The following is a 16,243-nucleotide window of genomic DNA, read 5'->3' as shown; positions in this document are numbered from 1 at the left end:
CCTTTCGGTTAAGATCCCCCCGCCTGCGGCGACCCCCTTAAAAAGGGGGTAGAAGAGGGTCATAAGCCCTCTTTTTAAGGGGGTTGGGCGGATCTTCAAAATATTAAAACGTTAACCGAACCGTATTGGAAAATCTGTCCCTCTCCAACTCAGAAAGGGACAGACTTAAACTTGAGTATTGCGCTATTGGGTGCGTTAACGAAGTAACGCATTATTTTGATCTAGCCTGTCACAGTACGTTAAGCAAAGGCATAACGCACCTTTTTATCTTAGAAAAAGTAGAGTTAGACAAACACGAACCGAGTATCTGTTGCCAAATTGCGGTTTAATCCGCTTTCCACAACCGCAATTAATTCTAATTGCGTCCCATTATTGGCGAAAATGCCCACAGATGAACTACTAAATCCAGATACTGATGCTGACCCCAAGAAGTAATTGTCAGCAGATCCTTTCAGCTGAATCCGATCGCTTGCTTTGAAGCTAACAATATCGGCGTAGTCACCATTGCCAGATTTGGCATAGAAAACTGAACTAGCATCACCCAAAATGTAAGTATCTGCACTTTGAGCGCCGTTGAGTTGGTCAATTTCGTTTGTACCACCTCCCCAACCAATTAGGTGGTCATTGCCACCACCTCCAGCCAGGATGTCATTGCCAAGTCCACCTAGAAGGGTGTCATTACCTGCTCCACCATTGAGGTTATCATTACCTGCTCCACCATCGAGGCTATCATTACCTCCTTCACCGAGAAGTGTGTCATTGTCAAGTTCACCTAGAAGGATGTCATCAGCTGCTCCACCATCGAGGATGTCATTACCTGCCCCACCTAAAAGTGTGTCAATGCCATCGTTCCCCAAGAGAGAGTCATTACCGCCCTTGGCATCAATGTAATCATTGCCTGCTGCACCACTGAGTGTCTCATTGGCATCAGTGCCGATCACGCGATCGTTGCCACCTAGAGCATTGAATACGCTCACACCAACAAGTTGGTCGATAAAGATAATGTCGTTGCCAGATGTCGCCTTGTTATTGGCAACAGTCAGGTCAAAGGTATCGCTAACACTGCCACCTTTGCCATCAGCAGCGGTAACAGTGACGGCAAAAATGCCAGCTTGGGAGATATTGCCGAATATCAGACCCGTGTTAGCGATATCAGATCCAGTGGGTAAGCCCGTAGCAGTGTAGGTCAGGGTGTCGCCTTGATCGATGTCAGTAAATTTGTCACCGACGTTGAAAGAGAAAAGCTTGCTTGTGGAGATGATTCTGTCTTCAAGGGGTTGCACTACCGTCGGAGCATCGTTGACACCAGTGACGCTAACGTTAACGATCGCCGTAGATTGTAAACCTTGACTGTCTGCGATCGCATAGCTAAAACTATCAGTTGCAGTCTGCCCTTGGGGTAGAGAGTTAAAACTGGAGGCTGTGTAAGTCAGGTTTTGTGTGGTTGGGTTAAAGGTGACTGTCCCTTTTGTGCCTGTCGTGTTAACAGCAATGATGTTTTTAGTGTCTCCAGCATCAGGGTCAGTATCGTTACCCAGTAAAATACTACGGAGATTAAGTGTAGTTGCGTCTTCGGCAACGTTAATTGTATCAACTACGGCTGTAGGTGCTTCGTTGACATCGTTAACTTGAATAGTCAACACCTTGTCAACGGAAAGTCCACCATTATCGGTGCTGCGTACCCGAATGTTGTAAGCAGATTTGGCTTCAAAGTTCGGGGAAGCGTTGATTTTTAAGGTGTTGTCTGCGATCGCAAAGGCCGCGTTATCAGTGTCACCAGTTCCAGAAACTAAGCTGTAAGTGAAAGTGTTGCCGGTGTCCGGGTCTGTAGTACTAAATGTACCAATTACAGTATTGGCAGCCACATTTTCATTGACATTTGTAGCACTCAATGATATCTCAGTGGGAGCATCATTTAAATTAAATCGAGCCACACTAGGGTCGTGATCGCTATCCTGATCGGCAAACTCTGAGTTGATGTGAACTACATCATAGGCATCTAGCTTACTGCGTAAGTTGCTACTGACTAAAATGTGGTCAAGTGTTTGGGCATTGCCTTCAAAGTTGTAGGTGTAACGCTCATTTGCTGGCAGAGTTTCAATTAAAGAAGTCAATCCAGCGCTTTCTAGGGTGCTGACAGGGTTGGAAAACTCAAAGTCATTCAAGTCACCCGCTACTACTACATTGGCATTAGGGTTGATCGCTAAAATACTTTGGACAAAGTTTTTCACCAAGGTAGCTTGTTGCTGACGCTGCACTTCGCTGGTGAGAGTTGGCGGTTGATTCACGCCAAATAATGGTTGGTCGCCACCTTTAGAATTGAAGTGGTTGCCAATTATATAAACAGTTTCACCCTTGAAAGTAAATTCACCAACTAACGGCTTGCGACTGCTAGTAAAAGCCGAGTTGGTGGGGTCAATCAAACCAGGACTATCAGAAAGAGTAGGAACACCAGAGACGTTGGTGACTGTGGTGCTGGAGGTGGAAGTACCACCGGGGCGATCTACAAAGTTGACACGAGCAGGATTAAACAAGAAGCCCACTCGGATATTTCCCCCAGGTTCACCGCCATTTGTACCGTTTACTGGGTCAATTTGGCGATATTGATATGTGGGGCCACCAGCAGCAGCGATCGCATTAATTAATGTTTGGAAGGTGGTGCTGGCATCAACTACGCCATTATTCGTTGCCCCGTTATTGTCCTGAATTTCTTCCAGACTAATGATATCTGGTGATTTCAAATTATTGACAATGCGGCTGGCAAGGTTGTTAAACTTGGTTGCCCCATCACTTGGGTCAAGATTTTCGACGTTGAAGGTAGCAACTGTCAATTGGTCAGTGGTGGGAGTTAAATTAGTAACTTCTCTTTGCAGGGTACTGTTCTGTACTACTGTGGGAGCAGCCGATACTAAAACTTCATAGTTGCTAAAGTCGTAGTTAACGACACCAGTAACAGTGCTAAGTTGCGTACCAACATTCACTTCAGGTAGCACTAAGGCATTGTTGAGATCATCGATCTGAATCCGCTCAGGATTGAAATCTGAGGCACTAATTAGGCTACCACCGCGAGCTGTGCGTCCAGTGGCATTTGCCCCATTGTCTGCTAATACCCAAATTTCCTGCGATGTACCAAAGCTTGCAGTGGGTGAAGTAGTGATCGGGTTATTAACCTGTACTCGCATTCCTTCTAAGCTTTCGTAGAAGTCGATGCCATCTTGAGCAGGGTCAAAGGTGGTCGTTCCAGTTTCGATATTCCCAGTAGTATCGTTATCGATGACTGTAGTTGGGATAGCTCTGCCGCCATTACCCAGAATTGTCGCAGTTGGCAAAGCATTGCCAGTGGAAATGGTGACAATTGTGGGGCTAGTAATTTCTGTCACCGTCAGGTTATTGGCATTATTACCGGGACGAAACTCCGTGACTGTTCCACTGACTAATATGGAATCGCCAACGGATACAGTTGGTGCTGCTGAGGTGAAGACGAAAATACCTTCAGAAGTGCGAACGTCGCTATCTGGGTTGGGGTCTTGCAAGTAAAAACCGTTACTAGCTGTAGCCGTGACAATTCCCGCTACATTGCTAACGGTTTGACCTCTCAAGGATGAGATATGCCCCGCTCCCTGAATGTCGTGAATCCGAATTGCGTCATCATTTTGAATCGTCAGCACGGCGTTGGGCTGGGTGGTTCCCAATACAGTGCCAGCACTGGGATTAGCCAAGGTGAGGTTTACTGTTTCATTACTTTCTACATTGGTATCCCCAGCAACAGGAATTTGTACATCCTTGAAAGTTTCACCGGGATTGAAGGTAACGGTAATTGGGGTGTTGTTGTAATCAGCTTGGTAAGCTTTGTAGGTGTCTGGATTAAAGAGTGCTTGTAATTGCCCACCTTCTACCAGTTCTCCGGGAATGCTGTAGTGAGCTTGGGTGTCAAGCAAGAACCAACCTGGCCCCAGGATATCTTGAGCATCAATAATCCCAGAGGACTCCTCATCGTTAGTGAATGGTGCAGTTGCAGAAACGCCAATATCACCAAAACGGGCAGGGTCGTGTTTAGCCAGCAGTTTCAAGGTGTCAGTAGCGATGTTGTACTGCCAAATTTTGCCGTTGTGAGCAGCGCCCCCCACATCTTCTTGGAGCAGAATATTACCAAATTTATCTGGGGTGATGTTGTCAAACATATTGCCACCCTCAGTACCATCGAGCAGGAGGTCGATTGTGCCCCCTGCATCCGGGTTGGTAATATCGGTGAAATTCAAGCGCCAGAGGCGGCTACGGCCAACCTGAGTACCAACGCCATCGGATACTTGGTCAATACGGTCTGTGGTGGCGAAAAAGTACTGACTAGGATTGAGGGGATTCCATGCGCCGTCTTCGGGACGTGAGAAGGCGGTTGAGGCTGTACCACTAAGTGTAAAAGCAGCGCCATTAGTGATATTTGTAGCGCGGGTAGTGGTGTTGGCAATTTCCGCAGTGTTGCCAGTTACATTGACAAACTTGAGCGTGCCATTGGTCAAACCTGCTTTGTCAATCTCACTGCCAGTGTTTGTTTTAGTGCCGACATAGACCGCAACCGCTTGGCTCATAATGCCTGTGCCACCGTCGTTGTTGCCGATGACAATGGTCTTATCTTGGGCTAAGGGATTGGCAAGGGCGTTTTCCCAACCACCAACGCCAGTAAGACCGGAGGCATTGGTACTGAGATTGAACTTGCCAAGGACATAGCTATTTCCTTTATTAGCACCAGTGGCGATCGTGGCTAATTGATAACCAGTAGCACCGCCTTCTTCACCGTGCATGAAAATACGCTCTTGAGAGCCGAGTCCTGTAGCGGCGTTGTAATAGGCTGTCACAGATGGAAGGTCAGCGGAGCAAAATCGGCTAAAGTCAATCGTGCTGGTGGTGGTATTAGAGCTTTGGGTTGCAGTGTTCCAGTTGTAGACGTTCTTGATCAGATCGCCACCGTTGACGACCGATAAATCGGACTTGTTGATTACCCAACTAGAAACGAATGCACCTTTACCACCGTGAGCGCGGGTAACGCCAAGCGTATTGCTAATTTCGTGGCTCATCAACAAGGTGAACGTACCATTACCGTTGTCGAAAGCTCCCAAACCATCGGGAATCCCGGCCATTTTATAACCACCGATGCTGTCACCTACGCTCAAGATCGAGGTCAAACTGACACCTGACCCTGATGTTGCGGGGATTATGTAAGGGGTTGCAGAACTGCTCGGCCCTTTGGTTGTATCTTGGATAGGAGCAGCAGCACTACCTTTAGCTGTACCATCAGTCAATTGCAGTTGCACTGTGTTTGTATCAGTGGTACTGCCTGTACGAGTTACTCTGACAGTGGCATTGGTGGTAAAGCCAGGGGTATTGCCTTCGATAACGCTGTAGTTGGCGTTACTAAAGTTAAAAGCGGCATCGTTATCAGCGATCGCCACTGTTGCAGTAGTAGCAGTACCCAGAGTATAATTGGCGCTGCTATTGAGAGCCAGAGTAACGGTTTCAGTTCCTTCAACTGTCGTATCATCCACAGGTGTAATGGTGATATCGACAAAGGATTGTCCGGCAGCGATCGTTGCTGTGCCTGTTAGGGTTGGTGTGTAATCTGCGCTTGTGGCTTGTCCAGCACCCGTGGCAATAGTATAATTTAACGTCAGGGCATTGGTAGTAATGCCTGTGCGAGAGATGCGGAAAGTGCCAGGGTCATTGCCAGCTTCGGCGGCATTGGCATCTTGGGCTGCGATCGCAATTGTAGGTAGAGACGAAACAATAGTCCCTGGAGAGCCGATTTCCACGTTTGAATTTACAGCGACGAATGCACCATTAACTCCCACAGCGCTCAATGTTGCGATCGTGGCATTGTTTAACAAGGCGGCATTGTCGAAGGTGGCAAATGGGGCTGCGGCTGGAGATGCTCCAAAGACGACATTAGCCTGTAAAGCACCAGTGGAATTATAGATATTTACGGCATCACCACCTGTACCCAAGCCCACGCCCGAACCAGAGTAGTTGCCGATCTTCAACCCAGCTGGTGGGTTCGCGCCAAACCAGTTGGATAGGAAAGTAGGATTGACGGTAGCTCCTTCGAGGAAGATTACCGATTCGCCTGCACCGATAGTTGTAATACCGCTCAAGGCGACAGATGCAGCAAAGCTATTGGAGTTGTCGTCAATTTTCCAGCCGTTGATATCCACGGCGCTCAAACCCTTGTTGGTAAGTTCAAACCAGTCTGCGGCGACGGGCGAATTGCCACTACTCCAGGGAGCTACTTCAGTGATGAAGATACTGCTGGTGGTGGGATTCTCATTTACATCGGTTACTGATAAGCTAAATGCCGTAGTTGCGTCTGGGTTATTGCCAACGGTGGTGTCATTTACATTGACGCTGACGTTGTAGCTGGTCTTAGTTTCAAAATCTAGGGTGGTTCCCGCTTTCAGGAACAAAGCATTGTCCGTAATCTCAAAGGAGTTGGCATCTGCACCAGTCAAGCTGAGGGTATTTGTTCCCAGAGCGTCATCACTGACGATAATGTTGCCGACTTTAAAGGGAGTTGCAGTACTGGTGCTTTCTGACAAGCTGGTGACGGTATTTGCAAGGCTGACGGCTACAGGGGCTTGATTAGTATATGTAAATGAGGATGGTGCATAGACCCAAAGTTGAGGGTGATCGATATCACCTCCACCATTCTCGTTAACGACATAAATCAATCCATTCTTGTCCACCGTGATTCCTTCATTCCCCTGATCCACAACGGACAAAGGATTACCCGCATCGGAGACAATCGTTAATGAGCTAGAGATATTTCCAGTGCGATCGATGTTGACGATTTTGCCCGATTCTTGGCTCAAGATCAGCAGGCGGCTGGAGTCAGGTTGCCCGTTCAAGGCTGATAGATTCGACAATGCGAAAACATCCGCGAAGTCTGCAAGCCCAGCCAAAGCTGGATCGAAAAGGTTGGTAGAGTTGACTGTGGTGGGCGAACCGTTACTTGCAGTTCCCGCCGCAAAATCGATATTAGTTTGAAAAATTCCTTCGGGTGTAATCTCCTTAACTGCGATGAAGCCACCAGTCTGTGGGTCATAGGAGATACCTTCAATCCCAATATTTCCAACCGTTGTACCGAGTTTTACTGTCTGTACATTACTTCTGGTAAGGGTGGTTCCTGGAGCATAGGTAAATAAATTAGCCTGTCTGTCTCGCTCCTCGATTAAGACAAACTTACCGTCACCAACATAGGTAAGTCCTTCTGTATCATAGAATTCCGTTCCTTGGGGACTGCTGCCAGAAGCTAGCGTCATTGAATCGATTAATTGTCCCGTCTTCGATACTTGCACGATCGCTCTGCCGCCATCGCCGACAACGAACAGCGTGTCCGTATCCTTATTATAGGTAACTGCCGAGACTTCTTGAGCCAGCAAGCTGTTTGTTGGCGGAGTGGTTCGGGTCGGTTCGGGTAGGTCGTAACGTCCGATGCGGACGTAGGTGGAGAGATCGATGGAACTTACCGCCGTATCGTTGTCAGCGATCGCCACTGTTGCGGTAGCAGTAGCACCCAGAGTATAGTTGACGCTGCTATTCAGATTCAGAGTGACAGTTTCAGTTCCTTCAACTGTCGGATCATCTACAGGTGTAATGGTGACATCGACAAAAGATTCTCCGGCAGCGATGATTGCTGTGCCTGTTAGGGTTGGTGTGTAATCTGCGCTTGTAGCTTGTCCAGCACCTGTGGCAACATTGTAATTTACCGTCAAGGCATCGGTGGTACTGCCTGTGCGAGAGATGCGGAAGATGCCAGGGTCACTACCAGCTTCGGCGGCGTTGGCATCTTGGGCTGCGATCGTGACAGTGGGGGTTGATGCGGCGATCGTAAAATTTGTGGTATTTGGAGCAGTTGTAGTATAGTTACCATCAGTTTGATCAACCGTCCAGTTGTTAACATTAAAGACTGAAGATTTATAGTTTGCAAAGCTAGATTGTCCAGTTCTAGAGCCACTATATTCACCATAGTCAGCACTAGTTCTTAATACTATTGCGTTAACTCCAACCGTTAATCCTGCATTTGCAATTGGATCACCAGATGTTACAACATCTCCTGATGATACCGCAGTTAAAATCGTAGTTGGAGCAGCTGCACTAGAGCCAAGAAAAGCATAGATAACGTCACCACTTGTAGAAATACCGTAGTTACTGCTACCTGATACCGTAGCACGAGAGAGAGTTCCAACTGATGCAGCAAGGGTGGCAACATCAACTCCAGTAAAGCGAATTACTGTACCAGCATTTATCGTACTAGATCCTGATATCCATTGAAAATAAGACTCACCAGTGTTAAAAGCTGTCGTGCTAGTAGCTTCATTATCAGTGAAATAAATCGTCGTGTTCGGGTCTATATCTACAAATGTAACAATAGACCAGCCATCTTCATCGGCATTGAAGGATATAAAAGCAATATCCCCTTGTGTTAAAGCCATAGGAATTATTTAACCTCTTTAGTTTGTTTCAGATTCTCAAAAAATCAACCAAATGATCCGAAGCGATGTATTAAGTGCGATCGCTCTTGGGATTTATCCAAAGTTGTCCGCACTTCGTAAACAGTCCAAAAGCGATCGCTACCAATATTTTTTGGTTAAGGGGGAAAGGGGAAAAGGAAAGGGTTTGAATTTACCTTTCCCCCTTTGCCCTTTAACCTTTCCCCAGACCAAAAGAGAGATCACACTGATTTGTGGGGCGATCGCTCCCATAACTACAAAAGGATAGATGCAAAAACTTACTTCAGTATTTGGGCGAACATGAGACAAGATCGGCATGAAAGACCGAAGTAACTAGCAAAAAATAGCTACATACTTTATTAGTATTAATTCGTACTCATCAACTTCAACCTATCCCGGTAAGTTTAAGGAACAGCTAGCAAAAGGTTAAAAAAACAAATATTTGGCATGGAGTTAGACTCAGCTGATTGAAAAGTCAGCAGATAAGAGGCAATCCAATACTTCTCGGATAAGTACTTTCCATCTCTGGTGTGGTCTGGGGAAAGGTAAATTCAAACCTTTTCCCTTTCCCCTTTCCCCCTTAACCGAAAAATATTGGTAGCGATCGCCACTTGTTATTTTTTGGTCAAGTCGGGGAACTCTATTAATACGGTTCAGTAATTCGCGCAGCATTGACCAGAGAAAGGCTTCCCGTAAGGTAAGCAACTGGTATTACTTGTTGTGGTTTTAGTTGAACTGTGTTGTAAGCATAACTTTGAGTTTTGAGGATCGGCTGATGGATAAATCAATTATTCAGTTGGTTGACGAATTACCAACTGACAATATCACTGTCAAAGTTTTAAAGGCTCTTGATTATGTAGCGCCAGGTGAGTGGAGCAATTTGACGGGGTTTGAAAATAGTATTCGCAGCATCACTGGGGAAACCGATGCTAAGGTAATTCAGAGAATCCGCGATCGCGCTGTCGCATTATACGAAGATCCTCAAAAAGGCTACCAGTTCGCAATCAAGCTTTATCAAACAATTGATAAAGCAGACACAGCTATGGCAGCAGCAGCTTTAGCGAATAAAGTTAGTGAAAAAATCGGCTTTCTGTCTTTTTTAGGCAACATTACTCCCAAAGCTGATGTAACTCAATCTATTGACTTGGCGCTAAAAATCGCTGTCGAAATCATCGCCTTTTGCAAACTAAATGGCATTCCTCAACCTAACCCCCAAGAGTTTGCTAATTCTCTTGCTAACAACTATCAAAATGCCTCCTTAATACGGATGGTAGCTTTAGTTTGTATAGATGGAATTCTGCCATTAGGCCCCGACTTTCTCAGCAAAATTCACGGAGTTATTAGTGGCACTGATGCTGGTGCAATAACTCAAAATCCGGTTTTCTTAGCTGTCAATAACTTTTTGCCAGGTAGTAATCCCTCTGATAAAGTTGGTTTTATCAGTCAGGGTTTTAACTCAGTACAAGGTTGGATGAATAACTTAGTATCTAAGACAGGTGTAACCCCGCAATCAATTTCTAGTAATTTAGGTAGTTTTATTCAGATTGCTGATGATAATTTAGATTTTGTCGCAGTATTCCTAGATCAAACTACCAATTACTACGAGCATACCGGAACTCAAAGCGTCGCTCGCGGCTTGATTTTGGAAGCATACACTTTCGTAAAAGAGGAAATTAAACAAGAGCAACAAAAGCCTATTCAAGATGTTTCGTCAGCTTCTGCTGTCAAGTCAGATAAAATTCAGTATGAAGTCAGCAAAACAGTAGAAGTCTGGGATGGTGAAGACGAAGATTGGTATCAGGGAACAATTGAGAAAGTTCAAGATGACCAATTTTTTATTCATTACCTTGGCTATGGTTCATCTTATGACGAGTGGGTGGGCGAAGATGACATTCGGACTCGCGATCTTCGCGCTGCGGATGACAATGGATATGCAGTTGGTCAAAAAGTAAAATGTTGGGATGAAGACCAAGAAGCTTGGTATTCTGCAACGATTCAGCAAATCCAAAATCAGCAATACTTTGTTCACTATATTGGTTATGACTCATCCTATGATGAGTGGGTTGATAGCGATGAAATTTCTTAACTACTGAATTAGCAGCACAGGGCCGACAAGAGCAATATCCTTGATTTCTCACTTGTGAGAAATCAAGGAGTATGGGAGGTGTGGGAGGATGGGGAGGCAATGCAGCATTTGTTGATATGCAGTTATTAAATTTCTCCTCTTTCTCCCCACACTTCCCACACTTCCCACACTCCCCACACTCAAAAAGCAAGTTATGTCAGAGCTTTGCGATTAACTTAGTGCCATTCGGTTATTACCCTCTCGACGAGACGCTGCGCGTAGCTTGCTGAATACTCGCTATCGGTGTCGCACCCTGTGCTAGCATTATTACCTTTAAAAATTACGAATTACGAATTACGAATTACGAATTATTTTGACGCGCTACCATATCCCCTATTGCCTTCGTGCAATGTATGTGAGGAGTAGCAGGTTAAACAGATGACAGAAGAATTTAATACACAACGTGCAGAGAATTTGATTGCGATCGCAGATCAATTTGCCCAACAGGGAAAGGTTACAGACGTTAAAGCCTTTGGAAGTGGTAATATCAATGACACCTTCTTAGTCACTCTAGATTCCCCAAAAGAACAACATTTTGTCCTGCAACGCATCAATACACAGGTGTTTCGTCAGCCAAAACTGATTATGCAGAATATGCGTACCTTCACTGAGCATGTTCATAAACAGTTACAGCATATCTCCCTCAATCGTCGCTGGGAAGTACCGCGCGTCCTATTAACTAAGGATGCTCAAGACCACTGTCAGGATGCAGACGGCTCCTTTTGGCGGGCGATTAGCTTTATTGAAGGCTCTCAGTCTTTCGATACTATGCGCGATCGCTCACAAGCGAAAGAAATCGGTTATGCCTTGGGGATGTTCCACAATTTAATCAGTGATTTGCCACCAGAAAAACTCGCTGACACTCTTCAAGGATTCCATATTACACCGCTTTACCTCCAGGATTACGAAAAAGTGTTGGCGAAAACTAGTGCGAGTCAATCTTCGGAAGTTAATTATTGTTTACAGTTTGTTAGCGATCGCCAAACCTTTGCACATATCCTAGAAAATGCCAAAGCTGAGGGTAAACTACCTCTGCGTCTGATGCACGGCGATCCCAAAATTAATAACGTTATGTTCGACACTGTTACCCAGCAAGCTGTCAGCGTCATCGACCTCGACACCGTTAAACCCGGTCTGGTACATTACGATATTGGCGATTGTTTGCGATCGGGCTGCAATCAAGCTGGAGAAGAAACAGAGAATTGGGAAAGTGTTCATTTCGATACTGACCTCTGCCAGGGAATCTTACAAGGCTATCTCTCTGTGGCAAAGGCGTTTCTTACCGAGAATGACTATGCATATATATATGATGCTATCCGTCTCATTGCCTTTGAATTAGGATTGAGATTTTTTGCTGATTATTTAGCCGGGAATGTCTACTTTAAAGTTAAGCACCCAGAACATAACTTGGCAAGAGCGATCGTACAGTTTAAGCTTACCGAAAGTATTGAATCTCAAGAAACGCAGATTCGTAACATTATCAAAGACATGAAATGAACAACCAGACATTTTCTCTACAACCCTTCCCTTCTACTAAATCGCTGCCTAATTTGAAAATTGCAGGCAATATCAGCCGAAATGGTAATCAATTTGCCATCCATTATATGCTTGAAGGCGATTTAAAAGAAATTGCGTTGGCAAAGCCTACCGGAGGTATTGCCCAACCATCAAATACACCGTCACGTAAGCATGAATTGTGGAAAGACACCTGCTTCGAGTTCTTCCTTGGCATCAAAAATTATCAACAGTATTGGGAATTTAACCTTTCCCCAGGTGGACACTGGAATGTTTATCGTCTTGATGCGTATCGTCAAGGAATGCAAGAGGAAACAGCTTTTGAAAATCTCCCTTTTAATGTTCAAAATCAATCTGACAGTTTAGCACTAGCCTTAAATATTGATTTAGATAAAATCATTTTTATGGAGCAAGCAATTGAAGTTGCCATTACTACCGTTATTAAAGATAGAGATGGTGAAGTAACTTACTGGGCGTTAACTCATCGAGGCACAGAGGCTGACTTTCATCTGCGAGACAGTTTTATCATTGAGTTGTAAATACTATAATTTAAATTGCATCATTTTCATGGTAATAAAAGCTGCAAACCCTCTCCCTTGCTCCCTGCCCCCCTGCAATCTCAATGTGCAAATTAAATGCTTAACAGCTTACTCAACTTGGTAGTGGGAGCAATGGAGAGTTACTCACGAAATTTCTACCGACTCTATTTTTGCACCCTGGCCTTGGTCTACTTCTGTTAACTTTTTCCCCAAAATCAGAACTGAAACCATCATTAATAAACTTGTCACCATAATAGTACTCACCACATTAGGATCGTCAAAATTGCTCGTACCTATTAATAAAGCAGCAGCAAAATTACGTTGAGCCGTTCCTACTCCTAAAACTCTTTGAGTATCAATACCAGGCCCACCCAGTAAATAACCCACAGTAAAAGAGAAGATAATAAAAATAGCACAAACAAAGATTACACCAGTTTTTAATAAAATGATAATCTCGTTGAAGTGGACTACTAGTCTTACTACTAAACCTAAAAGTAATCCAAAGTTAGATATTTTGAACGTAATTGCTTGAAAATTGACAGCTATGTCTTCAGATTTTGTCTTAATAACTAACCCAATTCCTAACGGGGTTAACATCAACAATATTAAAGGTTTGGCAATATCCCAAGAATTGACTTGTACACCTTGTAAAACTAACGGTAGTGCAATCGGCATATAAAATACTGTGCCAAACATTAGTAACATCATTAACCCTGTGGAAAAAGCTAAATTACCCTTAACTATTTGAGCCAGTTTAGGTAAAGCTGGAGGGCCTGATGCTAACGCCATAATGATAAAACCAGCTTTCACTGGTTCAGTTACAGGTACTACTTGCAACAGTAAATAGATAAAAAGGGGTACAATTAAAAAATTTGCTACCAGTGATAAAATAACTAAACGGATATTGCGGAGTGGTTCCCAAATCTGCTGTAAAGTTAACTTCAACCCTGTACCAAACATAGTTGCAACGACAAACGACAGGAATGCGATTTTGTCAAGTATGGAGATAATTTCATTCATAATTTTTTGCTTTCGTGCGATCGTTTTTATGGATCTTGTAAGAGTACATGTAGAGGCAAAACTTCTCGTTTTTTACATTTTTAACTCAGAATCGGGTAAGGGTTAAAGGTTTTACTTTCCCTTTTCCCTTTCCCCTTTTCCCCTTAACCGAGAAGTATTGTATAGACGTTCCTAGTAACGTCTATACCCCTAAACTTATTTCAGGTTCAGGGTAACTTTCTGTAAATTACCTGTAAAAGCAAACGGTACTTGATAGGTGTCAACTACAGGTGTACCTGTATCTCGACCAACATCAAAGGTTTCATCTAAAGCCACACGATAAGGTATAGTTTTTTCAATTCGACCTTGAGCTACCTGTTGATTGTCGATGAACAATTTTCCAGTTCCTCCTGCACCAACACCACCGTCATAATCAAAATCAAATCCTATTGTTGCTTTCCCTGGGGGTAACTTTTCAGGAGATTGAATAATGTATCGCTCTGCATTTGCAAAATTGTAGGTATAAGTTGGTTTACCATCTTCAAGAAAAAAGCCCCAACCAGCAAAGCGTCCACCTTGAGTTAACAAGACACCCTCAGCACCATTTTCTGGAATCTCTACATCAGCCTTGATGGTGAATGATCTGTTTTTGAGGTTTGGGGCGCTACCTTCGGGGATGGGTACTGCACCAGGATAGTAAATAAATGTGGTGCGTCCTGCGTCTAGAGAGGGGCGAATTTTGACATCAAACCGTTCAGAAACGCGATCGTCTAATGGTAAAACTTTGTGTTTACGGGCTTCTGATAAAAACAACTTTTGCAGTTTTTCCAGTTTCTCTGGATTTTTATCTGCTAGGTTATTTGCCTCGCTGAAATCTTCCTCAATATTGTATAGTTCCCAAGGATCTTGCTCGAAATCAGCATTGATTGTCCCCTGCCAAGGCAAGCGCGGGTGACGAGCCGCAGCTATCCATCCGTTATTATAAATAGCTCGGTTTCCGAACATCTCGAAATACTGGGTTTTGCGTTGAGAAGAAGCATCAGGATCATCAAATGTGTAGACTAGGCTAGTACCTTCAATTTTCTGTTGTTTCACACCGTTAACTTCAGTCGGTACAGTAATTCCTGTCGCTTCGAGAATTGTAGGTGTAATATCAATGACATGATGGAATTGGCTGCGGAGTCCACCACGATCTTTAATTTGGTTGCCCCAAGCAACAACTAAGGGATTACGAGTACCACCAAAGTGAGAGGCAATTTGTTTTGTCCATTGAAAGGGTGTAGTTCCTGCCCAAGCCCAGCCTGCATGATAATGATTAAAGGTTTTGGGACTACCTAAGTCATTCAAGGAAGCTAAAAGTTGTTCTTGGCTTTCCGGTATTCTGTTAAAGACTTTCAGTTCATTGACGCTACCAGTTAAACCACCTTCGGCACTAGCGCCGTTATCACCGACGATATAGATTACTAAGGTGTTATCTAATTCCCCAAGTTTGTCTATAGCATCAATCAACCGTCCGACTTCATAGTCTGTATGTGCTAAAAATCCTGCAAACACCTCCATTTCATGGGCATAAATTCTTTGTTCATCTTGAGATAGAGAATCCCAAGCGGGGAATTCTTTGGCACGGGGAGTAAGCTGGGCATTGGCAGGAATTACACCTAGTTGTTTCTGACGGACAAAGGTTTCTTCCCGCAATTTATCCCAGCCTTGGTCAAATTTGCCTTGATACTTGTCAATCCAGGCTTTGGGGGCGTGGTGGGGTGCATGGGTAGCACCGGTAGCCAGATAGGTGAAGAAAGGTTTTTCAGGAGCAATGGATTGTTGAGAACGAATCCAGGCGATCGCATGGTCTACTAAATCTGGAGTTAAATGGTAATCAGGATTATTGATTGGTGGTGCAACCCGCTTGGTATTTTCTACCAAAGCCGGACTCCATTGGTTAGTATCACCACCCATAAAACCGTAAAAATACTCAAATCCTAAACCTGTCGGCCAGCGATCGAAAGGCCCCACTGCACTGGTTTCATAATCTGGTGTATTGTGCCATTTGCCAAAAGCCGCAGTATTATAACCGTTTTGACGCAGTACTTCCGCCACAGTGGTCGCACTCTTGGGTAAAATAGTCGTGTAACCTGGATAACCGGTTGCTAACTCTGCCACTACACCTGTACCCACAGAATGATGATTGCGCCCAGTTAACAAAGCTGCCCTGGTAGGTGAGCAAAGGGCTGTAGTGTGAAATTGGTTGTAGCGTAATCCTTTTTCCGCTAAACGAGTCAGATTGGGGGTTTCTACAGAACCACCAAAAGTACTTGCCTGCCCAAAACCCACATCATCCAGTAGTACTAATAAGACATTAGGAGCATTTTTAGGAGCGGTGATTGGGGCGGGAAAATCGGGTGTTGACTCTTTGTAAGTTGTGCCAATTTCACCTTCAAAAGACGGTGGACGAATAGGGAGAACCTTTGATGTAGCTGCTAGGGCAGGGTTACTAACTATCAACAAGGTGATGACCAGAGATAGAGCGATTGCCCGAAAAATTAAACTCAACATACAATAACCTTTTA

At 44.4% G+C, this 16,243-nt stretch carries 7 protein-coding genes; 4 read left to right on the top strand and 3 right to left on the bottom strand.

Annotation, left to right across the window (positions count from 1 at the left end; translation table 11 throughout):
* Window positions 1-284: 284 nt before the first annotated feature.
* Entirely contained in the window at window positions 285-8,480 is an 8,196-nt protein-coding gene (locus FD724_RS28895; RefSeq protein ID WP_179074970.1) for an SdiA-regulated domain-containing protein, read from the bottom strand.
* A 52-nt stretch (window positions 8,481-8,532) separates the two neighbouring features.
* Here FD724_RS28895 and FD724_RS28890 point away from each other — a divergent pair, with 52 nt between their 5' ends.
* The 4 genes from FD724_RS28890 (at window position 8,533) to FD724_RS28875 (ending at window position 12,677) form a co-directional block, all read left to right on the top strand.
* Window positions 8,533-8,766, top strand: coding sequence for a hypothetical protein (locus tag FD724_RS28890; protein WP_179074969.1), 234 nt, complete (start codon window positions 8,533-8,535; stop codon window positions 8,764-8,766).
* A 507-nt stretch (window positions 8,767-9,273) separates the two neighbouring features.
* Window positions 9,274-10,584, top strand: coding sequence for a Tudor-knot domain-containing protein (locus FD724_RS28885; protein WP_179074968.1), 1,311 nt, complete (start codon window positions 9,274-9,276; stop codon window positions 10,582-10,584).
* A 417-nt stretch (window positions 10,585-11,001) separates the two neighbouring features.
* On the top strand, window positions 11,002-12,120 hold the full coding sequence (locus FD724_RS28880) for a phosphotransferase enzyme family protein (RefSeq protein WP_179074967.1): 1,119 nt from the start codon (window positions 11,002-11,004) through the stop codon (window positions 12,118-12,120).
* Window positions 12,117-12,677, top strand: a complete 561-nt coding sequence (locus tag FD724_RS28875) for a DOMON-like domain-containing protein (protein WP_179074966.1) — start codon at window positions 12,117-12,119, stop codon at window positions 12,675-12,677. The genes FD724_RS28880 and FD724_RS28875 overlap by 4 nt, the downstream gene beginning before the upstream one ends.
* A gap of 144 nt (window positions 12,678-12,821) precedes the next feature.
* Here FD724_RS28875 and FD724_RS28870 read toward each other — a convergent pair whose 3' ends face one another.
* Window positions 12,822-13,697, bottom strand: coding sequence for a bile acid:sodium symporter family protein (locus FD724_RS28870; protein ID WP_179074965.1), 876 nt, complete (start codon window positions 13,695-13,697; stop codon window positions 12,822-12,824).
* 195 nt (window positions 13,698-13,892) lie between these two features.
* The gene (locus FD724_RS28865) at window positions 13,893-16,229 is read right to left on the bottom strand and encodes an arylsulfatase (RefSeq protein ID WP_179074964.1); all 2,337 of its coding nucleotides are present in this window, start codon (window positions 16,227-16,229) and stop codon (window positions 13,893-13,895) included.
* Window positions 16,230-16,243 lie beyond the last annotated feature (14 nt).

The sequence above is a fragment of the Nostoc sp. C057 genome (assembly GCF_013393925.1).
Lineage (GTDB): Bacteria > Cyanobacteriota > Cyanobacteriia > Cyanobacteriales > Nostocaceae > Nostoc > Nostoc muscorum_A.
This window is presented reverse-complemented; position numbering and strand designations above follow the sequence as displayed.